The sequence below is a fragment of the Paenarthrobacter nicotinovorans genome (assembly GCF_007670255.1).
Taxonomy (GTDB): Bacteria; Actinomycetota; Actinomycetes; order Actinomycetales; family Micrococcaceae; genus Arthrobacter; species Arthrobacter nicotinovorans_B.
The window spans coordinates 464,471-489,871 of record NZ_SZVS01000002.1 but is presented as its reverse complement, the minus strand read 5'-3'; the positions used below and the strand labels follow the sequence as shown (position 1 = coordinate 489,871).

Sequence of the window (25,401 nt, the reverse complement as noted above, 5' to 3'; positions counted from 1 at the left end):
CAGCACCCAGGAAGACCGGCAGAATGGGGTTCATGAGCAACTACAGCGAACTTGGGGAGTTCCTTCGCGTCCGAAGAGCCGCTTTGCAGCCGGAGGATGTCGGCCTCATCAACTACGGAATCCGCCGCGTTCCCGGGCTCCGCCGGGAAGAATTGGCGATGCTTGCCGGGGTGAGCAATACCTACTACACGCGCTTGGAGCAGGGCCAGAGCACCAACGCTTCCGAGGCCGTCATTGACGCCATCGCCAGAGCCCTGAATCTGAACAGCGACGAGCGTAAGCACCTTTTCAACCTGGCCCGGCCGTCGGCAACCAAGCGGCGTCCATCGGCACGGCCGGACAAAGCCAGGTCCGGCACGTTGCGGCTCATCCAGTCCATGCCCAACACTCCGGCTGTCGTCATGGGCCGTCGCAGTGAAGTGCTGGCCTGGAACCGGCTCGGGCACCGCTTGGTTGCAGGGCATCTGGCTTTCGAAGCACCCTCCCGGCCCGCGACGAGGCCGAACATGACGCGAATGCTGTTCCTGGACCCCCACACCCGTGAGCTGTATACCCGTTGGCGTGAGGAAGCCGCCCGGGCTGTATCGTCACTGCGCTTGCTCGCCGGGCGCTCAACCGAAGACCCTGAACTGGCCTCCCTTGTTGGTGAGCTGACCATGACCAGCGAAGAGTTCGCCAAACTGTGGGCCCGGCATCCGGTCGAAAACTGCATGTCGGGCATCAAACACATGCATCATCCCGACGTTGGTGACCTTGAGCTCCATTTCGAAGTCCTGGGCCCGCCGGACGAATCGGGTCACCGGATTCTTATGTACTCAGCTGATCCGGGATCTCCTGCAGCTGAGGCGCTTCAACTGCTGGCGTCCACACAGCCAGTGGCCAACCTTGAGGCGGACCGCCCCTTGGAATCCGGCCAGCGGTAGGCCGCGGGGACTAGCTCAGTCGACCCAACTGCTTGTACACCGCAGTGGCGAGTGCCGGGATAAAGTCGCCGTCCTCGCCCCGCACCCAGCGCTTTTCCACGGCGTTCAGGGGGTAGACCAGCATGTTGTTTTGCTCAGCGTGAAGCGCCAACTCCCGCCCGAGGGAGTCCTCCGCAATCACCCAACGCAACGGCGTGGTCCGCGCCAACAGCTCACCATAGGCGACGCCGGCAGCGTTGCAGTACGGCTCTTGAAGCTCCGCGTGGGTGCCCTCCGGGGAACTCTGCCACGTCGCGTACACCAGCTCATAAAACCCGACTACGCTGGCGGGATCCTCGAGGTCGACTTCCGCCTGGTCCGCAAGTTTGATGTGGCCGGCGAGGAAGGCCCTGTGCTCGACGCTTAGCTCGCTGTAAACCGGCTGCTCGAAGTCCTCGACGGGGGTAGCCGTTGTCCGCTTTCTGAAGAATCCCATGGGAAACAGCTAATCAGGTGTAAACGCCTGCGGCGAATCAGTGGGGTGTTGGGCGGTCTCGAAATGAAGGACACCTCGGGTGAAGGGCCTCGATCTTGACCTCACACTGGTCGACGCGCCCAGTTCCCGTCCCTTTCGGATCCGCGGCTAACCCTGTCTTCGGTCGGTCCTACTCTTGGACGCACATCTAGCCGTCCACGCTGGACGCCAGCGAACCGCGCGGAGGCATTCGAGTCGAAGACGTGTGGTCCGAACCCAACACAGCCGTGCCCGGGGAACCCTGTTTGAAGGACGCTCGCCACGTGATTTAGAGCGTCATACGAGCACTAGCGCTTTGGCCAGTGCAATTACTCTGGCGCTAGCCGCGTCGGTTGGTCCGATCATTCGCCTGACCAGCGACTAGGTAAGGCAATGCCAGGGAAAAGGCCGCGAGATCACTGAGACCCTCGGCGTCAAGCCGCGACGACGTGGCATCTGCTTCTTCAACCCGCGGCGCTTCCAGCAGCGCCTTGGCCCACTGGGGAGGATGGTCTGAAAGCGGTACCGGCGTTGGATTTGACCCACTCGTGGGTCGCGGGCAGAACAGACACTCAAGTGGCTGCATCCAGGGAAGGACCTGAGCCGGCGTTGGATCGGTCAAACTAGCGGGAGCGTTGAGTGCCGGGGTAGTCCCGTAAGGGTCGAGAATCACAAGTGCTACCGCGACAGGTGTTCGGTGGTCCGGCAATGCCCAGTTTGGCCACCGCCATCCATGGCACCGCAACGGGGAACTGCAGCAAGCCCCCATCGCGATTCCCGTGGTTCCCGGCGACCCAAACGGAGGCGTGTCGCAGTTATACAGAAGCATGCCCGGTGTCCGATTACCGTGGTTGCTCGCCCATCGTCTGAGAGAATTGTTCTGAGTCTGGTTCCATCCGTCATATCTACCGGTTGAAGGGTTCAACTTTTTCGCTTGGAGGGCAAGGTCCACCCATACGCCCGGGGCCGTTTCCACCGACAATTCGAGATCCGCACCGCTCGGGGGCCTTCCAGTACTTACGTTTCCTCCTTCAAGCGGACGAGAATGGAGCGCGACGTAGTTAGCCCCTTGCCGCGCGTGCCAAAAAGCCAGGCGCCGCACGAGATTGAAAGTTGTGACCTCCTCGGGAGGGACCACGGTTCGCCGACCATGGACACCACGCTCGACCACCGTCGCGAGAGAATCCCGTGTGTCCATTCTTGTCATCGCCGAAGCCCACCAGAATTCTCGATACATTCACGCTCCTCGGCAAGCTAGCCTCCATACCAGTTGCCGGCACGGCAACTGCACTACTCCACCCGGGGTCAACAGCATCGAGACATCGCGGAAAGGCGGCGATCCGGCGCGCCGAGCGGTTCGTCGCCGTGCGCCCCCAACCGGGGTCACCCAATGTCAGGGTTTAAGCATCTGGAAATGTGGAGCTAAGGAGATTCGAACTCCTGACCTCTTCGATGCGAACGAAGCGCTCTACCAACTGAGCTATAGCCCCCGGACCAGGCATTTCCGCCCGACCAGTGTCCCTAGGCTACAAACTTTCCCGGCGCTTTTCCAACCACGACACGAACGTCTCCGTGCCAACCGCGTGCTCCGGGACAAGATTGTGGCCGGCCCGAAGGAAAGCACCCATGGAACCCGGCAAAGGCACGCTGATAATCCTTCCCCGCGACCCAGTAGTGGCCTTCCACTGCTCGGCCATTGAACGCATTGGCAGCACTTCCGGCCCACCCACCGTCCGCACCCGTTCCCCAGTCGCAGGCGAATCCGCCAACGCCACCGCCAGCAACTCCCCTGCGACGTCGGCCGGCGAGATCGACTGGAACGCCACACCCTTGAACACAGGGATCAATCCCACCCGAGCCCCGGCGGCAAAGATCCCGGCGACGAGGCCGTGGAACTGGGTTGCGCGCACCACCGCCGTCTCCAGGGCCGCCTCCGCATACTTGCCTTCCTTGGCAGCCTTGGAAACGTAATACGGGAATGTACTCAGATCGCAGTTGATGATGGACAGCAGCACGGCCCTCCGGACACCCTGCGCCACGGCGGCAGCGAGAAGCCGCCCACCGCCGTCGGCGAATTGTTTTTGCGCCTTCCCGAACTGGCCTTCGAGGCAGTCAATAACGACGTCGGCACCTGCCATCGCGGCCGTCAGGCCAACGCCCGTGGTGACATCGCCGGCGAAGTAGGTGACGCCGTCGTGATGGCCTGCAGAGCCGGCGTCCGGGACATGGCGGCTAAGAACCGAAACCTGGTGCCCGGCATCCACAGCAAGCCGGACGACCTCGCGGCCCACCTGGCCAGTACCACCGGCAACGCAGATGGAACTCATGCGGTCTCAGGCGCGGCGTCGCTGCAGGACGTCGTCCAGGTTGCTCAGGGCGCTTTGGGCCTTGGGGGAAACTGCCGCTGCTTCAGCTTGTCCAGTCGACTGCTTCAGGACCGGCTTGCCCACGGGCTTCGGCGCTTCCGGCAGATCCAGCGGTTCAGGCGCCGGGCGCTGGGCCTTCGCTGCGTCAACGTAGGTAGGCTTCGGAACCTCGACGGGCTGCCAGCTGGCACCCTTGGAGTCTGCGGCGGTCTGCGCCGACTCATCTCCGGCGGCGACAGCAACGGCCAATGCTGCCTGGCGCAGCTCCACCGCCGACAAGCGGGCGTTCTCGCGGCTGTTGGCCTCGGCATCGAAAACGGCAGTTTCCTTGACCTCAACCGCCGGTTCTTTCGGCAGATAACGCGCAGGCGTGGGGATAGGCGATGCCTGCGCTTCGCGGCGGGCGCGCCGTTCGCGAAGGTCGCGCAGGGCCAGTTTGCGCAAAACCACGACGGCGACCACCGCGCCGATGAACGAGACCAGCGGCAACCAGACAGTGCCTGTACCGAAAAGACGCACAATGCCCGAAACTATAGCCGTCAGCAGCAGGACAAGCCCTGACAAGGCCAGAGTGAGCCGCGCATAGCGGATAGTGAAGGGCGTGGGGGCCGGTTTGCCCGCCGAGGACTCGGACACACGGGATTCCTGGGGCGACGCCTGTGCTTTGCTGTGCATGGTCTCCATCGGTTTCTCCTGCTGAGGTGCCAAAGTCAGTACCACCCCTGCCTGCGGTTCGTCTGGTTCGTCGTCGAAAGCCTCTGCTGGAACAGCGGCCGCTTGGACTTGCTGGCGTCTGTTCCGCAGAACATACGGCGCCACCCAGACCATCCACAGCGCGACAGTGACCACAAGTATCACTGAGCTGCTGAGAGGGAAGTCCACATTCAAAACCGTAGAAGCAAATCACCGGGGGTGGCGGCATTGCGGCCGGTGTGTCGTGGTCGAGTCCGCAAATGACTGGAGATAAGGCCGAAATGGCCTATGACCTGCCCGTTTGTCCTTTGAGCCACCTGCGAAGCAGACCCTCCGGAACTTCCTCCGACGTCAGGGCGAAGGAGCGGTGGTCAGCCCACTGTCCATTGATGTGCAGATACCTTTCCCGGTACCCCTCATCGCGGAATCCAAGCTTCTCCACGACCCGAAGGCTGGGCCCGTTTTCAGGCCGGATGTTGATTTCCATCCGATGCAGCCCGAGCACGTTGAAGCAGTGATCCGTCGCCATCGCTACCGCTGTGGGAGCGATGCCGCGGCCGGCCCGCTCCTTGTCCACCCAATAGCCAAGTGTGGCCATCATGGCTGATCCCCAGATAATCGAGGAAACCGTCAGCTGACCCACGATTGCGGGTTCACGGAGGCCGGCTGTGCGTTCAACGATAACAAACGGCAAAGCCGTGGAGTGGCGCGCCTGCTCGTTCAACGATGCAACCATCTGGCGATAGCTGGGGAGGCGGCCACCCGGAGCCGGGTTGGACGCCTCCCATGGCGCAAGCCAATCACTGTTCCGCGAACGGACCTCGGACCATTCCCGCTTATCGCGGTACCGGATGGGCCGCAGTGCCAGGTCTCCGCACTCCAGCGTCACCGGCCAGATCGCAGAACCGTACATCCTTGTTACTGGGGAAGCGTGGCGGTGAAGTTAGGCAGCCACTCGCGAAGCTCAGGACCGAGGTCCTCACGCTCGGCTGCCAGCTCGATGCAGGCTTTGAGGTAGCTGAGCTTGTCGCCGGTGTCGTAGCGGCGGCCGCGGAAGACCACGCCGTAAACGCCGTAGCCCTCTCCTTCGCCGGCTGCCAGGACCTCAAGGGCATCGGTCAGCTGGATTTCTCCACCGCGGCCCGGGCCGGTCTTCTCCAGGACCTCGAAGACAGCCGGGTGCAGCACATAGCGGCCAATTACGGCAAGGTTCGAAGGGGCCTCTTCGGGAGACGGCTTTTCCACCAGCTGCTTGATGCGGACGTAACCGTCCTCGTCGATGTCCTCAACGTCGGCGCAACCGTAAGCGCTGATCTTGGAAGGCTCCACCTCGATCAGGGCCACGACGGAACCGCCGGTCTTCTGCTGGACAGCGATCATTTCGCTCAGGAGGTCGTCGCGGGCGTCGATGAGGTCATCACCAAGGAGGACGGCAAAGGGCTCGTAACCGACGTGCTGCTTTGCACGCAGGACAGCGTGGCCCAGACCGTTCGGATCGCCTTGACGGACGTAGTGGATGTCACCGAGGTTGGTGGCGGACTGGATGGCTTCAAGCTTGGCGGTGTCGCCCTTTTCAGCCAAGGTCGCTTCAAGCGCCGGCACCCGGTCAAAGTGGTCTTCCAGGGCGCGCTTGCTGCGTCCTGTGATCATGAGGACGTCGTGCAGGCCCACCTTGACCGCTTCTTCGACGACGTACTGGATGGCGGGCTTGTCGACCACGGGCAGCATTTCCTTCGGCATCGCCTTGGTGGCGGGAAGGAACCGGGTACCAAGACCCGCTGCGGGGATGACAGCCTTACGGACAGCGTTGTTATCGAGAGTCACCGGACTAATGTAACGGAAGGAACAGATCATCGGCTAAACCCCCGCCGCGCGGCTTGCACATTTTCTTGGCTGCTCAACACCACGCAACAATTCAATCGGACCCCACGAACCTGAGGATTGGACACAGATGGCATCGAAAGAAGACATCCGCCGCAGCCGGCGACTCTACAGAAGGGCCCTGTCCCCGGAGCAGATCGCAGCAGCGGGCGAGGCACTGGCCCAGCATGGCACCGCCTGGGCCAAGGGCATCACCTCCGGCGAACCGGCCAGGTTCGCGGTGTATGTGGGGGTCGCTTTCGAACCACCCACCATGCCACTGCTTGAGGCCCTTCATGACGCGGGCCACGAGGTGCTGCTTCCGGTCTGCGAACCGGAACGCCAACTGAGCTGGGTGTACTGGACTCCGTCGACGGTCTTTGAGCGCTCCACCTACGCACCCATCGACGAACCCCTGGGCGAGCGATTGGACAGTTCAGTGGTGGCCACGGCCGCGGGGATCTTCATGCCGGCAACCGCCGTGGATCGTGACGGGAACAGGATCGGCCAAGGCGGCGGATACTACGACCGGCTGCTGCAGGGCCTCGATGCCTCCGGTCAGCGGCCGCCCACCATCGCGGTGGTGTACGACGACGATTTGTTGCCTTCCGGCTCCATACCCGCCGAAGCTTTTGATCGCCCTGTGCGGGAAGTACTGACGCCGTCCGGCGTCGTCACCCTGGATGACGCCGGAGAAGACGCCTAAAGGGTGGTGAGTTCCGGCACAGGTGCTGGCGAACGCCGCAGGGACGGGTGATAGAATTGGCACTCAGGCCCTGGGACTGCTAATGCGGAAACTCTTCGCTGCGGCGCCACAGGACCTGAACTTTGTCCTAAAGGAGGAACTCAGTGCCCACATACGCATACGCCTGCAAAGACTGTGACCATGCCTTCGACATCGTCCAGTCCTTCTCAGACAGCTCCCTGACAGAGTGCCCGGAATGCAAAGGCACGCTGCGCAAGAAGTTCAACAGCGTTGGCGTCGTCTTCAAGGGCTCCGGTTTCTACCGCACCGACTCGCGTGACACGAAGGGCAGCAGCACCGTTTCGGCAGCGCCCTCCACTCCAAGCGCACCTGCGGCCGCCACGCCCGCTCCCGCCGCCGCGGCAGCAGCGAGCTAAGTCCCGGGACTTTTCCACATAGGGAAGCCGGCCCCTGCCATGGGGCCGGACAAGCTCGTTAGCGTGGCGGCATGCCACCTACTTCCCGAAGCGCCCTCCTTGCCCGCGCCGAGCGTTCGGCAGGAACAGCTGACCGCGAGCCATTTCGGCTGCCCATGCAATACCGCCTGCCCTCCCCCGGGCGCGCCCGCCAAACATTCAGACGTGACGGGCCTCCAACACCACGTCAACAGCCACGACGCACGCCGAGAGCATGGCTTTCGCGGAATCGCCGGCTCTGTATCGCCCTGCTTCTCTGCCTTGCCGCAGGGTTGGCCGTCCAACAGCTGACTCCAGCGTCGGCGGAACGCGTCACCGTCCTTGTGGCAGCACGGGATCTACCGGCGGGTGCCAGTCTTAGGGAATCCGACTTCACCACCGTCGACGTCGCACCCGAACTCGCCGTACCCGCACAGGTGAAGGACCTTGCGGGTCTCGTTGGGCGCCAACTGGCTTCTCCGCTTGGCAAGGGGCAAATCCCAACCGACTCAGCTCTCCTGGGCCCCGGCCTGCTCACCGGCACTCCGGCAGGTTCCGCTGCGGTCCCCCTCCGCATGGCCGACGCCTCCTCAATTCAGCTCCTTTCGCCAGGACAGCTGGTGACGGTGGTCCTCACGGCGTCTGGCTCCTACGATGAATCGCGGCAAAGCCAGGTTCTTGCCGGACCTGTTCCCGTGCTGTGGACCTCGACTCAGGGCGGCAAGGCAGGCGAGTGGCTTGGGACGAGCGACACCGACGGGCTGGTGGTGGTTGCAGCCAACCCCCAACAAGCAGAAAAGCTTGCCGGCGCATCAACGCAGGGCAAGCTTTTCTTTGTATTGGTCAGCCCATGAAGCTTTTCAGGCGATCAGCCCCAGTGCGGGGGCTTCTGCTCCTTCAACCACTGCTCGTGATCGTAGCCGGTCTCGTCGCCCCAGGCGCGGGGGTCGTCCTCCGCGGCTTTCGTGGGCAGGATGCCGCCGGAGCTGTGCTTGGCGGGGGTCGTTTCCGTAGCTTTTTCAGCAGTGGCCTCGTCCTGGCCGCCGGCGTCGCCTTCGGCACCGCCGTTGCCCGTGCCGCTGTCTTGTTCCGTCATTGCTGCTTTCCTGTCCGCTGCCTGGTCCCGCTCGCTGCCATTTTCCCCGGGCTGCTTACCCGAGGCGGCGGCCGAAGGGCGGGTGAACGCTGGCTTTGCCCTGTCCAGATTCAATTGTTCAACATCCATGTCCAGGAAACCATGCTGCGGAGATTCCGTGGAGGTGAGAATGTGGTTCTCCAAGCCGAGGTAGGAACCGATACGGTCCGCGCAGGAGGACGGGTCCGTGAAGACCTCGATCGTCCAGAGGGACATGTACCGCCAGCCCATACGCTCCAAGAGCTGCGGCCGCAACCTGCTGCGTTCACGGACGCTCATGCGCCGGTAGCGTTCCGTGCCATCGGATTCGATGGCCACCGGCGTTGGGATCTCGGCTCCCTCGCGGCCAATCGTGTGCACCGGATCGGCAGCGGCGGCAATGTCCAGGACGCCGTCGTAGAGGTGCCACACCCGCGCACCCCTGGCGCGCAGGCGTTCTCCAAGGTCGGCAACCAAAGGGTCTTCGCCGAGGGCCTGCTCACTGGCAACCGCCCGGGACGCCGGGGTTCCGAGATTGCTGTTGCCGGAGAGTTCCCGGTCCAACAACTCATAGAAGTCCACAGCACCGTGCGACAAACGATCCAGGTCAAGATCCTCGGGCCGGAAGCAGCTCAGTACGTGCATGGAGCGCCGGGCCCTGGTCATTGCCAAGGCAAAGCGGTTACGGCCGCCTTCAGCCGACAAGGGGCCAAAAGAGTGGAGTGCCCGGCCGTGGGGTGTGCGCCCGTAACCGAGGGAGAAGATCACGTGGTCGCGGACCAGACCTTGCGCGCGTTCAAGATCCACCACACGGAAGAACTCAGGGCCGGCCGCGAAGAAGGACGCCAACAAAGGATGGTTCGGCAGTTGAAGCCTGATGGCCTCGCCGATCCTGGCTGCGTGGCGCAGGCTTGCTGTCACCACGGCCAAACTGGTGCGTGGACGCAACGTGGCGTGTTCGAAGACGAGGTCAACCACACGGTTCACTTCGGCGGTGACCGACTCCACGCCCTCGTGGTCGGCTCCGGGGAGTCCGGTGCCGTCGGGAATGTACTCGACAAGGATCGAACGATCCAGGCCAGTGACCGAGTTGCCGTCGGGCAGTCGCTTCAGGCCGCCGTCGTAGTAGTTCTTGCTCAACTGCAGAATCAAGTCCTCGTCAACTGCGCGGTACACCCAGTTCAATTGCCAGGAGGGCAGGACCCGGGACAGAGCCTTGAAGGCACTCTCCACTGTTTCGTGGCCGGCCACGCCGGCCACCGGCGGTTCAACAGCCACGCTGAAGGTCCGCGCGTTGGCGATCTTGGCGTCGCCGAATGCCACCACTTGCTGGGCACGTGCGATCGCGGGAAGGACTGCCTGCAGGGACGTGGACTCGGCGTCGATGACCACCACGGCGTCAAACTTCTGCTCGGCGGGGAGGACTCCGGTGAGCAGATAAGGGCTGACAGACCATACTGGGACGAGCATCGGCACGAGGTCCGGAGCTTGGGCGCTCAGTGCAGGCAAGGTTACCCGCCCATCCTTCAGCAAGGCACGCAGCAGCTCGGCCTGGCGCGGGTGGTCAACCAGCCCCTGGCGCCACCTCTGTGCGAGCTGCCACCGGAGCCGGGCAGCACCACTGGCGATGTGCGCCTGGTCGGCCAACCTGAACTCGGCTTCAAGGCGGCGCAGGGAGTCGCCGTCGGACATGGCGAGGTAGTCGTCGCCGCTGATCATCGCTTCCAGGGCGGACTGCCACCAGGCCAGGTCCAGCTCGGCAGCCACCGAGGACGCGGGGACTTCGCGTTCGGCCAGATCCGCCAGCAGCTCTCCTAGGCCGTGCTCACGCATTTCCTCGATCAGGAGGGTGCGCTCCGGCAACGACTCCAGCGTGTCAGTGTCTGCCACAAGACTCTCAAGGCGCTCCATCAGCTCCGGGTAGGGCGTGCCGTGAAGCGAGCCGCCGGCAGAGGTGTGCTTGAGGGCGTCGCCGAGTCGCCGGAGTTCGGTATCGAGCTCGCGGTAGAGCGCACCGAGGTCGGCCAGGCCGGAGGGAACGGCCGGGTGGCGTTGCGTTGTGGCGTAACCGGCCCAGAGTGCGCGCTGCTCCTGGACAAGAACCAACGAACTGTGGAGGTCGGCAATGTGAACGCCGGGCCGTACATATTCCTTGGCCACGCGCCGCAGCCTGGAGCGCTGCATGGACGGCATCTCGATGTTCCGCTCACGCCGCCATGCCGAGCTGGCAGTGGCCGAAATGAGGTCGTGCACCGGGCGGTCAAAGATGTCCGGCGTGAACTTGTCCAGGCTCTCGCGTACGGCGATCAGCAGTTCGAGCTGGGCACCCCATTCCGTAAAGGTGTCGCCCAGGCGGATCTCGGCGTGATCGGACACCTGCTTCATGCGGTCGCGCAGGACGGGGAGTTTCTCCGCGGCCAGGCGGGCAAGCTGCTGCGCTTCCTCGGTTTCCTTGCGGGTGACCAGGCGGGCGCCGTACCAAGGACTGCTGGTCGAAGCCCGGCTGAAGCTTCCAAGTTCTGCGGCACGCCGGAGCCGTGCAGCGAGTTCCTCGCGGTCCTTTATGTTGTCCAAGACACTGCGCTTCAGACGCACGGTCGTGGAGGGAGCAGGATGGATGGACGTCAGTTCCGCGAGGGACTGCATGGCCTGGTACGGCGAGCAACCCCAGCGTTCGCGGACGTTATGCAAGGACGCTACGTGGTCCATGAGGGCGTGCCGATGCCCGGTCAGCGTCTGGTGGAGGTTGCCGAGCTGGGGTTCGAGCGCCTTCTCGTTGCGCATGATTGCCCGAACCAGCTGCGCCTTGAGCTGCTGCGGAGTGGTTCCGTTACCGGGGCGGAAGAGCAGCGAATCCAGTCCCAGTGATTCCAGGTGCGCGGACAATCCTGCGAGGCTGGACTGGCGGTCCCCCACCACCAAGACCGACTTTCCTTCGCAGACCAACGCACCGATGGCGTTGATGGCAGTCTGGGTTTGACCGCTCCCCGGAGGCGTACTGACCACCAGGGAGTCACCGGCGCGTACGGCGTCAACCACGTATTGCTGGTCCGTGTCGGCATCAAGCAAGAGGAGCTCATCGGCCGGATCACGGAGGTCAAGGCTGGGGAACCTGCCCGCCTTGATGGATTCCGGCTCGATGTCGCCACCGTTGGCTGCAGTGGCCAGCGCGGCCACCGTGGGGTTGTTCAGGTTGATCCACGGATCGTCCAGGTTGCCCGACAGGTCAGCCAGGGTTGTGACCAGGAGGTTGAATTCCACCTCGGCGCCGTGGATGGGCTGAACCAGCGTGGACAAACGGTCCAGGACAGGCTGCGGATCCAACCGCGCGGTGTTGTACGCCATGCGGGCCACTGCGTTGACGTCGAAAACGATGCCGTGGACCGTCTTCAAGTGACGGACCAGGGCGGGGTTCATGCGTGCTTGCTCAGTGAGCTGAAGTTCGAAATCGTCCTCCCCCGGCCGGACCGTGAGAACGATGGAGGTGAGCATGACAGGCGCGGAGACACGCTGCGGTTTGCCGCCGACAGCTGATGTCCACACCACGGTACCGGCGGACAAGTACCCGGCTTCGATACCGCGGTCATTGCTGAGCTCGAAAATCTTCGACCTGATGTTCCGGGCTGCCCGGGCAGCCACGAGATATTGCTGGCGGTCCCTGATCAGGGTGGACAAGCGTGTCCTGCGGCCCGCCAACAGCTGCGCCAACCCTGAGGGATGCGCGTTGCTGAGGTCAATGGCGCCTTCGGGCGTCTTGACGAAACGCAGCATAGTGTCTGCCCCTGTGACGGGTTTGAGACCAGACAGCCATTTGCGGAGCTCTTCAGAGCCCTCTTCCTGGCCTTGACCTACTGACACGACTTCTGCCTTCTTTTCTGTACTAGCTTTAGACGCCTTGGACCATACCGGCATACTTTCGAGGGTAGCGGGAATCCATGGCCAGCCCGCTCCGCAACGCTGTTCCAACGCGAAATTCACCGGTTTTCACAGCTTGCTGCCCTTCTCATACCACGGGGGAACTGCGCCAAATACAAAGTGGCCGGCCTCCCGAAGGAAGCCGGCCACTTCAGAATGCTATTCCCACTCGATGGTTCCCGGTGGCTTGCTGGTGACGTCCAGCACCACACGGTTCACGCCATCCACCTCATTGGTGATGCGGTTGGAGATGCGGGCCAGAAGGTCGTAGGGCAAACGCGACCAGTCCGCCGTCATGGCGTCCTCGGAAGATACCGGACGCAGGACGATGGGGTGCCCGTAGGTACGTCCATCACCCTGGACGCCGACGCTGCGGACATCGGCCAGGAGAACCACCGGCATCTGCCAGACGTCGTTGTCCAGGCCTGCGGCCGTCAGTTCCGCGCGGGCAATGGCGTCGGCCTTGCGGAGCAGGTCAAGACGCTCCTTGGTCACTTCACCGACGATGCGGATACCCAAACCCGGGCCGGGGAACGGCTGGCGGCCCACGATTTCCTGGGGCAGTCCAAGCTGTGCACCAACGGCGCGGACTTCGTCCTTGAAGAGGGCGCGCAGCGGCTCAACGAGCTCAAACTGCAGGTCCTCCGGAAGCCCGCCAACGTTGTGGTGGCTCTTGATGTTCGCAGCGCCCTCGCCGCCACCGGATTCGACGACGTCCGGGTAGAGCGTGCCCTGGACCAGGAACTTGATCTTTTCGCCTTCGGCAGCTGCCTGGGCGATGATGGCCCGCTCGGCTTCTTCGAAAGCACGGATGAATTCTCGGCCGATGATCTTGCGCTTGGTTTCGGGATCGCTGACGCCGGCCAGGGCAGAGAGGAAGCGTTCCTGCTCGTTGGCGACATACAGGTTGACACCCGTAGCGGCGACGAAGTCACGTTCGACCTGCTCGGCCTCCCCCTCACGGAGCAAACCGTGATCGACGAAGACACACGTGAGCTGGTCACCAACGGCACGCTGGACGAGTGCGGCCGCAACAGCCGAGTCCACGCCACCGGAGAGGCCACAGATGACCTTGGAGTCCCCGATTTGCTCGCGGATGCGCTCCACCTGCTCTTCGAGGATGTTGCCGGTGGTCCAGTTCGGGCTCAAACCGGCGCCCTTAAACAGGAAGTTTTCCAGGACGTGCTGGCCAAGGACGGAGTGCTTCACTTCCGGGTGCCACTGCACACCGTAAAGGCGCTTCTCGTCGTTGGCGAAGGCAGCGACCGGCGCGCCGGCCGTCGTCGCCAGCACCTCAAAGCCTTCAGGCGCCTCATGGACAGAGTCGCCGTGGCTCATCCAGGTGTTCTGGGAGGCCGGGACGCCGTCGAGGATGGAACGTGCATCTCCCACAAGGAGCGCCTCGGTGGCGCCATACTCACGCAGGCCCGTCTGGGCTACCTTGCCGCCCAGGGCGTTGGCCATGGCCTGGAATCCGTAGCAGATACCGAAAACGGGAACGCCGGCCTCAAAGAGGTCAGCCTCCACGAACGGGGCACCTTCGGCGTAGACGCTGGAGGGTCCGCCGGAGAGGATGATGGCTGCCGGGTCTTTGGCCAGAAGCTGCTCGGTGGTGAAGGTGTGCGGAACGATTTCCGAATACACATTTGCTTCACGGACGCGGCGGGCAATCAGCTGCGCGTACTGGGCACCGTAGTCAACAACCAGCACCGGCTTCTGTGAAGTCTGGGGTGCGGTGGGAGTAGTCACCAGTCAAGACTACTTTGCCGGACCGCCCCCGTGCACGTTGACAAGGGCGGTCAGCGGCCAAAACAGGCCATCCCGTTAGGGATCTCACATCGGGGATGCCCGCAGGCTCCTAGTAGCGCTTTGACGCCTGGGGGTTGGCGGCCAATTCCGCCTCCACCTCGGCGTGGAACTTCTTCTCCACGATGAAGGACAGCAGGGGAACAACACCGCCCAAGGCCAGCAGGACCATCTTGGAGAAAGGCCACCGCATCAGGGACCACAGGCGGAAGTTGGAAACGAGGTACACAACGTACATCCAGCCGTGCACGATCAGCACGGTGGTGGAAATGTTGAAACCGCCAATGACACCCTTGGGTTCGGATTCGGCGAAACCGAACCCAAACGGCTGGCCGGTGACCGCGTTGGTGCCACCGGCGAAGAGTGAAACGCCGAATCCATAGCGTGCGATCAGTTCGGCACACAGAAGAAGCAGCATGGCGCCGGTGAGGTACGCCATGACCTTGTAAAACTTCAGGGCCGAACGGATCTGGGCTTCCGTCCCTCCGAAACGCCGCTTCTTGGGCTTCGGTCCTGACTGCTCAGGCTGGATGGCCGGTTTGGGCTCAATCATTGCTGCACCTTAGGTTCTGGGTCTTGACTTGCAGGTTCGGTTGCCGCCGGGACGGCGTCGGGTTCGTCCGGAAACCCGTCGGAGTACTCGTAGTCTTCGTCGTCTTCGTCGTCCTCAAGGTCCCGACGGTAATCGTCACGCACCAGGCGCCACCAGATGAAGACGGAGAAACCGGCAAAGACCACCCATTCCACAGCGTAGAAGAGGTTCAACCAGTTGACCTGCTCCGCCGGTGGCTGTGCCGGGATATTGAGTGCCTTGACGTCTCCGTCCAGCGCGATGGTGGCGCCACCGCTGATTTCGGACGTCGCAGCAATGAAGCCGGGGTAGCTGGAAACTTTCCAGGTATTGATCAGTTCCGCGGTGGAGACCGCTGATGCCCGGCCCGGGCCGGCGTCGACATTGGGTACGGGAGCTTCGGAAGGGAGCAGGCGACCGGTCAGCGTCACAGTGCCCGACGGCGGCGGGCCGGCTTGGGCGGCGTCAGCCACCCAGCCGCGGGCTACTGGAATCCAGGTTTGCGGCGAGGCTGCGACACCCTTGAGCACGGGAGCGTCGTTGACCGCGAAGGCCGAGACGATCCAAAAACCCTTCTGGTTGTTGTACAGGCGCCCCTCCACCAGTACTTGCTTGCCGGGGTCATAGCTCCCTGTGGCCGTGACCATCTGGTCCGAAACCGAGCCAGGGAAGAACTGACCGGGCTTGAGAACGTCAACCAGGGGCTTCACTTCTTCGACGCTGGACGGCGCTGGGGCCTCGTGCTGGGTTGACCGGCTGAGCTGCCACTGACTGAGCAGCACAAACACCGCGGACAGCAGAAGCGCAAAGACCAATCCTGCGATCCAGCGGGGTTTCAGGGCAGTTTTCAACACCCCTTAACCGTACTTCGTCCGGCTGTAGAACAACGAAACGGGCCTCTGCGACGTGGCCTGACGGGAGACCGCACCGGCCTTAGTGGTCGAAGAACACCAGGCTGGAATTGATGAGTTCGGAAATGACCTCGGGGTCGTGCGCGCGGCGCAGGGATTCCCTGAAGGATTCTTTCGAAAGGGAGCGCGCCAGGGTGGCCAGGACCTCAAGGTGGTCCGAGAAAGAGCTGGCCGGCGTGGCGATGAGCAGGATGAGCGTTGCCGGGCCGTCGGCGGCACCGAAATCCAACGCGTGCCCAAACTTGGTGACCCCAACCGCGATGGAGATCCGGTCCACGAACTCACTGCGGGCATGCGGAAGGCCGATTCCGCCGGGAAGGCCCGTAGCCAGCTGGTGTTCGCGTGAATGCACCTGCTCCAGGAAGCCCTCGAGGTTCGAAATCCTTCCGGCCTGATGGAGTTTATGGGCCAACTGTGCCGCGGCGTCGATCTTGTCCTCGGCAACAAGCTCAAGAATGACCGTGTCCGGGGTGGTCAGTTCCGCGTCGTATCGGTCCAGTGGTTCAGCCAAGTCGTGTTCCCTCCATGTGGCCTGCCGGCCTCAATTCCCTGGGCCGGTCAGCGGAGCGGAACGATGTCATCCACTCCCATGCGCGCGGCATCGGCCGATTCGTCATCGGGTTGCTGTTGGCTCAGTCGCTCAGCCTCCACCCGTGCCAGGTAGTGTTTGATCTCGCTTTCACGCTGGGCATCGCTCCAGCCAAGGATTTCTCCCATCAGCTTAGCCACTACGGGCGCCGCAGACACACCCCGGTCCCAGGCTTCAATGGAGATACGCGTGCGGCGGGTCAAGACGTCGTCGACATGCCGGGCACCCTCATGGGTGGTTGCATAGACGACTTCGGCGGCGAGATAGTCATCGGCCCCCGGCAGTGGCTCCCCCAGCTCGGGCCGTTCGGAGATCACGGACAGCACTTCCGATGCCATGGATCCGAAGCGGTTGAGCAGGTGTTCGACACGCGCCACATGCACCCCGGCCTGCTCGGCGGACCTGCCACGCCGGTTCCAGGCAGCCTTGAATCCTTCGGCACCCAGCAAGGGAATGGTGTCCGTGCAACTGGACGGGACGCGCTCATCCATGGCCCGGGTTGCTTCGTCCACAGCATCCTTGGCCATGACGCGGTAGGTGGTGTACTTGCCTCCCGCCACCACAACAAGACCGGGAACGGGATGCGCAACAACGTGCTCGCGCGACAACTTGGCGGTGGAATCGTTGTCTCCGGCCAGGAGCGGGCGGAGACCGGCGTAGACGCCCTCGACATCCTCACGGGTCAGCGGACGTTTGAGCACTTTGTTGACGTGCTCCAGCACGTAGTCGATGTCCTTGCTGGAGGCAGCAGGATGGGCCTTATCCAGCTTCCAGTCGGTGTCGGTGGTCCCGATGATCCAGTGCCTGCCCCAGGGGATCACAAAGAGCACGGACTTTTCGGTCCGAAGAATCAAGCCCACCGTGGACTGGAAGCGGTCACGTGGCACCACCAGGTGGATGCCCTTGGACGCACGAACCTTCAGCTGGCCACGGTCGGTGACCATGGCCTGTGTTTCGTCAGTCCACACGCCAGTGGCATTGACCACCTGCTTGGCCCGCACCTCAAAGACGCTGCCGTCTTCCTGGTTTTCCACCTTGGCACCCACCACGCGTTCACCTTCGCGGAGGAAATCCACTACGCGTACGCGGTTGGCGGCGTGGGCTCCGTAGTGCACAGCGGTCCGGACCAGGTTGACCACCAGCCGGGCATCGTCAACCTAAGCGTCGTAGTAGCGGATGGATCCTACGAAGGCGTCGTCCTTGAGGCTGGGAGCCGCACGCAGTGTGCCACGGCGGAAGAGGTGCTTGTGCATCGGTACGCCGCGGCTGTGGCCGGACGTCAATCCCAGGGTGTCGTACAGCATGATGCCCGCACCCACGTAGGGGCGCTCCCAGAAGCGGTGGGTCAGCGGGTAGAGGAACGGCACCGGCCGGACCAGGTGCGGAGCGATCTGCTGGATCAACAGTCCGCGTTCCTGGAGGGCTTCCTGGACCAGGCCGAAATCCAGCATCTCCAGATAGCGGAGGCCACCATGAATGAGCTTGGAGGACCTCGATGACGTACCGGAGGCCCAATCCCTGGCTTCGACGATCCCAACGGTGAGTCCCCGCGTGACTGCATCCAATGCAGCCCCGGCGCCCACCACGCCACCACCGACGATCAGGATGTCCAGTTCCTTGCCGGGCTCGGCAGTGGATTTCAGGACATCGATGGATGCGGCACGGGACTCCGGGCTCAGTGCTCCCGGAGATGCCTGCGGACCGCCTGCGACATTGCTCATCGGACCCCTCCTCAAACGCAACAGCTGGTAATCCCCTACCCTACTTGCTGCCCGTCGAGTTGGGCAGGGCTGCTGTTCCGTCCCGAAGGTTTAGCCGAGATACGGCGAGACGACGACGTCGACCCGCTGGAATTCCTTCAAGTCCGAGTATCCGGTGGTCGCCATGGAACGGCGCAGGGCGCCGATCAGGTTGGATGTTCCGTCCGTGTGGTGACCGGGCCCGAACAGGACTTCCTCGAGCGGCCCAACAGTGCCAACGTTGACACGGTCGCCGCGGGGGGACTCCAGGTGGTGGGCTTCCGGACCCCAGTGCCAGCCGCGGCCCGGGGCTTCTTCGGCGCGGGCAAGGGCACTGCCGAGCATGACGGCGTCAGCGCCCATGGCGATGGCCTTGACGATGTCGCCTGAGCGGCCCATGCCGCCGTCGGCAATGACATGGACGTAACGTCCGCCGGACTCATCCATGTAGTCACGGCGTGCTGCGGCGACGTCGGAAATGGCCGAGGCCATCGGCGAGTGGATGCCCAACGCGCGGCGGGTGGTGGTCGTGGCGCCGCCGCCGAAGCCGACCAGGACGCCGGCCGCGCCGGTCCGCATCAGGTGCAGGGCGGGGGTGTATCCGGCCGCGCCACCGACGATGACGGGAACATCGAGTTCGTAGATGAACTGCTTGAGGTTCAGTGGCTCGTGGTTCTTGGAGACGTGCTCGGCGGAGACGGTTGTGCCGCGGATGACAAAGATATCGACGCCGGCAGCCACCACGGTCTTGTAGTGTTCCTGGGTGCGCTGCGGGGTAAGTGAACCTGCCACGGTCACGCCTGCGGCGCGGATCTCGGCCAAGCGGGAGCTGATAAGTTCCGGCTGCACTGGAGCCTGGTAGAGATCCTGCATGCGCCGCGTCACGGCCGGGCTGCTGGTCTCGTCGGCCAAGCCGGCGATCTCGTCAAGGACCTTCTGCGGGTCCTCGTACCGGGTCCACAGTCCTTCAAGGTCCAGGACGCCGAGACCGCCCAAACGCCCCAAGGCGATGGCGGACTCCGGCGACATCACCGAGTCCATCGGTGCAGCGATGACGGGCATGTCGAACTTGTAGGCGTCGATCTGCCACGAAACCGAGACGTCCTTCGGGTCACGCGTCCGTCGGTTCGGAACGATCGCGATGTCATCCAGGGAGTAGGCACGACGCCCACGCTTGCCACGGCCAATCTCAATCTCATAAGTCACGGCTCTAACTTTACTGGACCCCTCGCGCAACCTGGCACCGCCCCGCAGGCCGGGCAGCTTTCCACATGGGCAGCTGTGCCCATGGCAGCATCCTTTGCGGATCAGATAGCCTGCGGAAAACACACGTACACCATGCAAGGGGGACCCATGGCGCCTGGACTCTACGGAGCCGACATTGAACAGCTTCGGTCGTTATCCAAACAAATGGGACAGGCCGGGAGCCGGCTCCAGAACCAGGAACTCCAGATCAACGGCCTGATCTCCACGGTTGCATGGAAAGGAACCGACGGAGAGCGTTTCCGCCGCGAATGGAGCAGCACCCTGCGGCCCCTGTTGCACAAAGCCTCCCGTTCCCTGGAGGACGTTTCCAAAACACTGCGGACCCAGGCTGACGAACAGCAGCAGGCCAGTACCCAGGGTGGGTCCTCCAGTGGAGGGTCTACAGGGGCCAACAGCCCGCAGACTCCCGGTGGCACCGTCAGCGACGACACTCCGACCACTGGTTGGGAGGGACTTTTGGGCGTCACCGGCAGCCAGGGATGGTGGGCCGGGAACGCACTCGTGACTGCCAACGGTTTGGCTGCGGACTCGATCCTGGCCCGGATGGCCAAGGGCGGGTTGGTTACGGAGCTAACCAAGTGGCCCTGGCTCAGCGCACAGTACGGCCAGGCCGCCGGCGCCGGATATGTCAAGGGCACCCAGCTTCTGAACGGCACTTCCATGCTCGGGCGGCTCTCGGGGGCCTTGGGGTTCGTCACTGGCGGAATTCAGGTCTACCAAGGATTCCAGACGGGACATCCCGGAATGGCGGTGGACGGCGGGATCTCTGCTGCCTTGGCAGTGGGCAGCTTTTTTCCGGTGGTTGGCCCCGCCTGCGCCGTTGCCGGCATCGCTTGGGGTGGCCTGGGCCTGTTGGCTACCAACATGGGCTACGACTCCGCGTCTTCGATGATCGCTGACGGCGCCAAGCATGTCTGGGAGGGTGCCCAGGACGCCGCTGGAGCAATAGCCGACGGCGCCAAGAAGGTCTGGGGATGGCTCACCTGACCGCGCCGCTTCATAGACTGGACAGAGAACCGCACAAAAGAAGGCAGAAATGACCACCCAGACCGAAGAAAACCAGGCACTGCTCATCACCGAACATGAGCTCATTGCACTCATCGCGCTGGCTGGCACCGATGGCGCCCTGAGGTGCCAGACCCTGTTCCGCCTGGACCACGCAGCCGGGTCGCCGCTGGAACAGGCCGGTGTTGCGACGCTGTTGGAACGCGGGTTGATGAAGATAGAAAACGACGCACTCCTTCCGGTTGGGCCGGCCGCCACGGTGACAGCAGTCCTTGCCGATGCCACAGCCTGGTTGGAAACAGCCCTCGTCACCCCGGCCTCGGAGCACGTTTCCTTCATGTTCGGCGCAGAGCAGGGCGCCCTGTTGCTCAATCTGAGCAAGTACGGCGTTCACGAGCTGCACCCCATTACGGGCGCTGAAGGCATGGTCACCACTGCAGTGCAGATGGCCGACTACTACCTGAACCAAGCGCCGGACGGCTTCCCCGCAGCCGCCACCACGCGCCGACACTTTGACGACGGAACCTCCCGCGCAGTGCACGTCAAAGCTGAGGCCGATGGTTCCCTGTCGATCGCCGCCGGCGAAGGCGAAAACCTCGACTCGACGGCCCTTACACGTGATCAACTCGACGCCCGCGTCCGTGCAGGCCTGGAGCGATAACCCGGGTGAGTTACCAGTCAGGCCCCGCACCGCTGTTCCACTCAGACCGCTCCCTGGACTACTGGCTTTCCCCCGAGCTTGCTGCCATCACACCGGCAAATGCACGCTCACGCCTGCGTGAGCTCGCCGGCGCCCGGGGTGCATACATGGGCGCGTGGGCTGCCGGAATCGGCGTCGGCGCCGTCCTTGTCTTTCTGGGCGTAGTCCTGTCAGTCCGGCTCGGCACGCTCGTAACGCTTCCTGCGCTCGGCCTTCCCGGCGCCGCCCTCGGCGCACTGTGCGGAATCTTCTTCGTGCGGGTTCGGAACCGGTTGCCGCGCACAAGCCGGGCCGTGGTCAATCGTGGGCCTGGGAGCCTGCGGGGTGCGCTCTCTTTCGTGGCGTTCGTCCTGCTCGTTTTCATGGGGCTGTTCGCCTTCACGGCCAAACCCTCAACGTGGCAGGATCCTGACGCACTGCTGACTCTGGCCTTGGTTCTCGCCTTTATGGTCTCCCTCCTTGTGGTTGGGATCATCGTCCCGGCCACGATCATGGGCCGTTCGAGGGAATCGCTTCGGCGCAGGGCTGCAGTTGACCCACGCTTCAGGGCGCTGCTGGAACAAGACCTCGCCACCTGGCGTGATCCCTACGGAGAAGCCGGATACGGCCCGCTCTAAGCCTCGGGGGCCGCCCGGCTTGCCTCGTCCACGGAAAGCTGGGATTCGAACATCCGGAAGTAACGGCCCCGGAGCGCGACCAATTCCTTGTGGGTTCCTTGCTCCGCGATGCGCCCATCTTCGAGCATGTAGACGATGTCGGCCTTCTCAATCGTGGCGAGGCGGTGGCTGATGGCGATGATGGTGCTGCTGCGGTCCGCGAAAAGCCTGGTGAAGATCCGGTGTTCAGCCAAGGCGTCGATGGCCGAGGTGGGCTCGTCCATCACCATGAACGAAGCGTCCCGGTAGAAGTTGCGGGCCATTGCCAGCCGCTGCCACTGCCCGCCGGACAGCCCGCTCCCCTTGCGCCCGCGTGGATCCTCCATCCAGTTGCTGACGTGGTTCTCCAGTCCATTGGGCAGCTTGTTGATGAAGTCCATGGCCTCGGCGTCGGCTGCCGCCCTGCGGATGCGGGGATCGTCCCGGGGCAGGTCGACGTCGCCGAGATAGATGTTCTCTGCTGCGGTGGCGAACTCATACTTGAGGAACTCCTGGCTGAGGACCGCCAAGTGCCGGTGCCAGCTGGTCACGTCGATGCCGGCCAGATCCTTGCCGTCCAGCAGGACCTGGCCTGAATCAGGCCGGTACAGCCCGGCCAGTATCCGGATCAAAGTGGACTTTCCCGCACCGTTCTCCCCCACGATCGCGATGTGTTGGCCGGCCCTGATGGTCATGGATATACCTTTGATGACCTCGATGTCGCTGCCGGTATAGCTGAAGTGGATGTCCCTCAGTTCGACGGTGGTGGGCGACGCGGCGAGGGGCTCCTCCTTGCCGCTGGGCACGGGCAAGGCCATGAACAGTTCATAGTCCTTGAGGTTGGCCAGGTCCTCGTCGATGGAACTGAGCGAGGACACCAGGTTGTTGGCCGTGGAGAGGGCCCGGCTCACGATCTGTTGCACATACAGGAATTGGCCCACAGGCTGCGCCCTGGCAATGATCTGACCCACCACCCACACCAAGGAGACCACTTCGGCACCATACTGCAGCGAGTCGGCAGCCAGTTGTTTGGGAATGTACCGCTTTTGGAAATCCAGTCGCCTGCGTTCGTCGGCATCCCGCAAGCGGGAGCGCAAATCCATGAGGTAGCCAACAATGCCGTAAAGCCGCATCTCGGCGATATGTTGTGGCCGGAGCAGGTTCTGCTCGATCATCCTGCGTTGGCGCCGCGAGTCCACTTGGGTGTTCCAGTGGGCTATTTGTTCCCGGGACAACTTGAACTGCAGGTACACGCTGGGCACGATCGCCACGAGGACTATCACCGCGATCCACCAGCTCACCAACAGCAGCGCGCCAACGGCGAGGATCACCGAGACGAGCTGGGTGAAAATCGCCGCGATCCGGTCCAGGACCCGCGCATAGGAATCAGAGAAGCGCTTGGCGCGGTCGTAGAGATCCACCGTCTCTTTGTCGTCATAACGCCAGAAGTCCAAGGCGAGGAACCGCTGGTACATCAGGTCGCCCACAATGGCCCCGACCCTGAAGCTCATCAACTGTTGGATGTAGCGGTCCACGCTGCTGAAGGCGCCCCAGAACAGGCCCAAAGCCGCGGTGATGATGACGTAGAGAACTGCCCGCGGACCGGCGTCGGGGTCTCCTGCGTAGCCGGCCGCCAAGGCCGTGGTGGTCAACGACGCGAAGTACGTGGTGACCAAGGGCAGGGTGGCGGAAATGACCGAGCCCAGGACCTTCATGATCACCGCTGCCGGTGAGGCGTTGAAACTCACCTTCAGCACCTGCCCGACGGCGCGGGCGTACGGCCGCAAAGCCAGCTTGCGGGGCGGTGTTTTGCCGGGTGGGACCGGGTGAAGCGGGACCGACTCCGGGTGCCGCGGTTGTGCGGGCTGCTCTGACATGTGCCCAGCCTATTCCTGTGGGCGGACAGCGAGGGTCGGGTGGTTAAACAACTGATCCCCGCAGAGAATCCGCGGGGATCAGTAAGTGCTTAGCGCGAGTTGTAGTTCGGCGCTTCGACGGTCATCTGGATATCGTGCGGGTGCGATTCCTTCAAACCTGCAGGAGTGATGCGGACGAACTTGCCGCGTGCCTTGAGTTCGGCGATGGTCGGCGCGCCCGTGTAGAACATGGTCTGGCGGAGGCCGCCGACCAGCTGGTAGGCCACCGATGCCAGCGGGCCACGGAAGGCGACACGTCCCTCGATGCCTTCGGGGATGAGTTTGTCGTCGCCGGAGACATCTGCCTGGAAGTAGCGGTCCTTGGAGTAGGAGGTGTTCTTGCCACGGGACTGCATGGCGCCCAGGGAACCCATTCCACGGTAGCTCTTGAACTGCTTGCCGTTGACGAAGATGAGCTCTCCGGGGGACTCTTCACAGCCTGCAAGGAGGGAGCCCAGCATGACGGTGTCGGCTCCGGCAACCAATGCCTTGCCGATGTCGCCCGAGTACTGCAGGCCGCCGTCGGCGATCAGCGGAACGCCTGCGGGGATGGCAGCCTTGGCGGATTCGTAGATGGCGGTGATCTGCGGGACGCCAACGCCTGCAACAACGCGGGTGGTGCAGATGGATCCGGGACCAACGCCAACCTTGATGCCGTCAGCGCCGGCGTCGATCAATGCCTGGGCGCCTTCGCGGGTGGCGGCCTGGCCACCGATGACGTCCACGTGGGCAGCGACGGGATCGGACTTCAAGCGGCGGATCATGTCCAGGACGCCCTGGGAGTGGCCGTTGGCGGTGTCCACGAACAGCGCATCCACACCGGCGTCGATCAGCTTCATGGCGCGTTCCCAGCCGTCACCGAAGAAGCCGATGGCAGCGCCCACCCGGAGGCGGCCTTCGTCGTCCTTGGTGGCAAGCGGGTACTGCTCTGCCTTGGTGAAGTCCTTGGTGGTGATGAGGCCCTTCAAACGGCCTTGCTCGTCCACCAGCGGGAGCTTCTCGATCTTGTTGGTGGCCAGCTTGTGCGAGGCTTCTTCCCGGCTGATGCCCACGTGCCCGGTGATGAGCGGCATCTTGGTCATGGTGTCGCTGACGCGGCGCGTCGGGAACTCGGACTCGGGGATGAAGCGGGTGTCGCGGTTGGTGACGATGCCAAGGAGTCGTCCCTCGGGATCCACCACCGGAAGGCCGGAGACTCGGTAACGGGAGCACAGTTCGTCGAGCTCCTGGAGCGTGGCTTCCGGGTTGATGGTCAGCGGGTTGGTGATCATGCCGGACTCGCTGCGCTTGACGCGGTCTACGTGCTCAGCCTGGTCGTCGATGGCGAGGTTGCGGTGAACCACGCCCAGGCCACCCTGACGTGCCATGGCGATGGCCATGCGGGATTCGGTGACGGTGTCCATCGCAGCGGAAAGCAAAGGTGTCTGCACGCTGATGCGCTTGGAAATCCGGGAGGAAGTGTCCGCCTCGGACGGAATGACATCCGTGTGTCCCGGGAGCAACAGAACGTCGTCGTAGGTCAGGCCAATGAGGCCAAAGGGATTGTGTTCGGGCTGGGTCATGAGTGCGCCTCTTACCTTTGTTCCGGGGGCTTAACTGGTAGGGGTTGCAACTGATGACCAGCCCGTCATTACGGGACTGGCCTGTGCAGAAGTGTTGAATAAATAGTAGAACCTCAGCGGCGATCGCCATATTCCGTAACGCCGGAGTGTGAGCAACAGCACTGGCGGCAGGCCGCCGTCGTCCGATTCCCTGGTGA

General features: G+C 63.4%; 20 protein-coding genes, 1 tRNA gene and 1 pseudogene. 7 read left to right on the top strand and 15 right to left on the bottom strand.

Going from position 1 to position 25,401, the window contains the following annotated elements; all coding sequences use genetic code 11:
• The first annotated feature begins 32 nt into the window (after positions 1 to 32).
• Entirely contained in the window at positions 33 to 923 is an 891-nt protein-coding gene (locus tag FDP28_RS05110) for a helix-turn-helix domain-containing protein (protein WP_144659541.1), read from the top strand.
• Between the two features lie 10 nt (positions 924 to 933).
• Here FDP28_RS05110 and FDP28_RS05105 read toward each other — a convergent pair whose 3' ends face one another.
• The 6 genes from FDP28_RS05105 to galU all read right to left on the bottom strand — a co-directional run bounded on the left by FDP28_RS05105 (position 934) and on the right by galU (position 6,329).
• Positions 934 to 1,398 (bottom strand): DUF3806 domain-containing protein, encoded by a 465-nt coding sequence (locus FDP28_RS05105; RefSeq protein ID WP_144659538.1) that lies wholly within the window; start codon positions 1,396 to 1,398, stop codon positions 934 to 936.
• Positions 1,399 to 2,833: 1,435 nt separating this feature from the next.
• Positions 2,834 to 2,906: transfer RNA gene (locus FDP28_RS05100), tRNA-Ala, on the bottom strand.
• A gap of 36 nt (positions 2,907 to 2,942) precedes the next feature.
• The gene (locus tag FDP28_RS05095) at positions 2,943 to 3,743 is read right to left on the bottom strand and encodes an SDR family oxidoreductase (protein ID WP_144659536.1); all 801 of its coding nucleotides are present in this window, start codon (positions 3,741 to 3,743) and stop codon (positions 2,943 to 2,945) included.
• A gap of 6 nt (positions 3,744 to 3,749) precedes the next feature.
• The gene (locus tag FDP28_RS05090; RefSeq protein WP_144659693.1) at positions 3,750 to 4,631 is read right to left on the bottom strand and encodes a hypothetical protein; all 882 of its coding nucleotides are present in this window, start codon (positions 4,629 to 4,631) and stop codon (positions 3,750 to 3,752) included.
• Positions 4,632 to 4,761: 130 nt separating this feature from the next.
• Positions 4,762 to 5,388 (bottom strand): GNAT family N-acetyltransferase, encoded by a 627-nt coding sequence (locus FDP28_RS05085; protein ID WP_144659533.1) that lies wholly within the window; start codon positions 5,386 to 5,388, stop codon positions 4,762 to 4,764.
• A gap of 5 nt (positions 5,389 to 5,393) precedes the next feature.
• Positions 5,394 to 6,329 carry a UTP--glucose-1-phosphate uridylyltransferase GalU gene (galU, locus tag FDP28_RS05080; protein ID WP_186313510.1) on the bottom strand — a complete coding sequence of 312 codons (936 nt, stop codon included), beginning with the start codon at positions 6,327 to 6,329 and terminating at the stop codon, positions 5,394 to 5,396.
• Positions 6,330 to 6,426: 97 nt separating this feature from the next.
• Here galU and FDP28_RS05075 point away from each other — a divergent pair, with 97 nt between their 5' ends.
• The 3 genes from FDP28_RS05075 to cpaB all read left to right on the top strand — a co-directional run bounded on the left by FDP28_RS05075 (position 6,427) and on the right by cpaB (position 8,329).
• Positions 6,427 to 7,041 (top strand): 5-formyltetrahydrofolate cyclo-ligase, encoded by a 615-nt coding sequence (locus FDP28_RS05075; RefSeq protein WP_144659528.1) that lies wholly within the window; start codon positions 6,427 to 6,429, stop codon positions 7,039 to 7,041.
• Between the two features lie 143 nt (positions 7,042 to 7,184).
• Complete coding sequence (locus FDP28_RS05070) at positions 7,185 to 7,457, top strand: FmdB family zinc ribbon protein (RefSeq protein ID WP_144659525.1); 273 nt, start codon at positions 7,185 to 7,187, stop codon at positions 7,455 to 7,457.
• 71 nt (positions 7,458 to 7,528) lie between these two features.
• A complete protein-coding gene (cpaB, locus tag FDP28_RS05065; RefSeq protein WP_144659523.1) occupies positions 7,529 to 8,329 on the top strand; it encodes a Flp pilus assembly protein CpaB in 801 nt (266 codons plus the stop codon).
• Between the two features lie 14 nt (positions 8,330 to 8,343).
• Here cpaB and FDP28_RS05060 read toward each other — a convergent pair whose 3' ends face one another.
• The 7 genes and pseudogenes from FDP28_RS05060 to FDP28_RS05030 all read right to left on the bottom strand — a co-directional run bounded on the left by FDP28_RS05060 (position 8,344) and on the right by FDP28_RS05030 (position 19,326).
• On the bottom strand, positions 8,344 to 12,501 hold the full coding sequence (locus FDP28_RS05060; RefSeq protein ID WP_144659521.1) for a DUF4011 domain-containing protein: 4,158 nt from the start codon (positions 12,499 to 12,501) through the stop codon (positions 8,344 to 8,346).
• 162 nt (positions 12,502 to 12,663) lie between these two features.
• Positions 12,664 to 14,253, bottom strand: a complete 1,590-nt coding sequence (gene guaA / locus FDP28_RS05055; RefSeq protein WP_144659519.1) for a glutamine-hydrolyzing GMP synthase — start codon at positions 14,251 to 14,253, stop codon at positions 12,664 to 12,666.
• 109 nt (positions 14,254 to 14,362) lie between these two features.
• On the bottom strand, positions 14,363 to 14,863 hold the full coding sequence (locus FDP28_RS05050) for a DUF3817 domain-containing protein (RefSeq protein ID WP_144659516.1): 501 nt from the start codon (positions 14,861 to 14,863) through the stop codon (positions 14,363 to 14,365).
• Positions 14,860 to 15,735 carry an SURF1 family protein gene (locus FDP28_RS05045; RefSeq protein WP_144659514.1) on the bottom strand — a complete coding sequence of 292 codons (876 nt, stop codon included), beginning with the start codon at positions 15,733 to 15,735 and terminating at the stop codon, positions 14,860 to 14,862. Before FDP28_RS05045 ends, FDP28_RS05050 begins: the two co-directional genes overlap by 4 nt.
• Before the next feature lie 79 nt (positions 15,736 to 15,814).
• Positions 15,815 to 16,303: a PTS sugar transporter subunit IIA gene (locus FDP28_RS05040; protein WP_144659511.1), complete on the bottom strand. Its 489-nt coding sequence runs from the start codon at positions 16,301 to 16,303 to the stop codon at positions 15,815 to 15,817.
• Positions 16,304 to 16,350: 47 nt separating this feature from the next.
• Positions 16,351 to 18,102, bottom strand: a pseudogene (locus FDP28_RS05035) (glycerol-3-phosphate dehydrogenase/oxidase).
• Positions 18,103 to 18,192: 90 nt separating this feature from the next.
• Positions 18,193 to 19,326, bottom strand: coding sequence for a GuaB3 family IMP dehydrogenase-related protein (locus FDP28_RS05030; RefSeq protein ID WP_144659509.1), 1,134 nt, complete (start codon positions 19,324 to 19,326; stop codon positions 18,193 to 18,195).
• 147 nt (positions 19,327 to 19,473) lie between these two features.
• On the opposite strand from FDP28_RS05030, the gene FDP28_RS05025 reads away from it, so the two are divergent.
• From FDP28_RS05025 to FDP28_RS05015, 3 genes are read left to right on the top strand one after another with little or no spacing between them, the layout of a single operon-like run.
• Complete coding sequence (locus FDP28_RS05025; RefSeq protein WP_144659507.1) at positions 19,474 to 20,373, top strand: WXG100 family type VII secretion target; 900 nt, start codon at positions 19,474 to 19,476, stop codon at positions 20,371 to 20,373.
• A 49-nt stretch (positions 20,374 to 20,422) separates the two neighbouring features.
• Complete coding sequence (locus tag FDP28_RS05020) at positions 20,423 to 21,052, top strand: hypothetical protein (RefSeq protein ID WP_144659504.1); 630 nt, start codon at positions 20,423 to 20,425, stop codon at positions 21,050 to 21,052.
• A 5-nt stretch (positions 21,053 to 21,057) separates the two neighbouring features.
• Positions 21,058 to 21,708 carry a hypothetical protein gene (locus tag FDP28_RS05015; RefSeq protein WP_144659501.1) on the top strand — a complete coding sequence of 217 codons (651 nt, stop codon included), beginning with the start codon at positions 21,058 to 21,060 and terminating at the stop codon, positions 21,706 to 21,708.
• Here the strand turns inward: FDP28_RS05015 and FDP28_RS05010 are convergent.
• On the bottom strand, positions 21,705 to 23,603 hold the full coding sequence (locus FDP28_RS05010) for an ABC transporter ATP-binding protein (RefSeq protein WP_144659500.1): 1,899 nt from the start codon (positions 23,601 to 23,603) through the stop codon (positions 21,705 to 21,707). The genes FDP28_RS05015 and FDP28_RS05010 overlap by 4 nt on opposite strands.
• An 89-nt stretch (positions 23,604 to 23,692) precedes the next feature.
• Positions 23,693 to 25,204 carry an IMP dehydrogenase gene (guaB, locus tag FDP28_RS05005; protein ID WP_144659498.1) on the bottom strand — a complete coding sequence of 504 codons (1,512 nt, stop codon included), beginning with the start codon at positions 25,202 to 25,204 and terminating at the stop codon, positions 23,693 to 23,695.
• Positions 25,205 to 25,401: the final 197 nt, after the last annotated feature.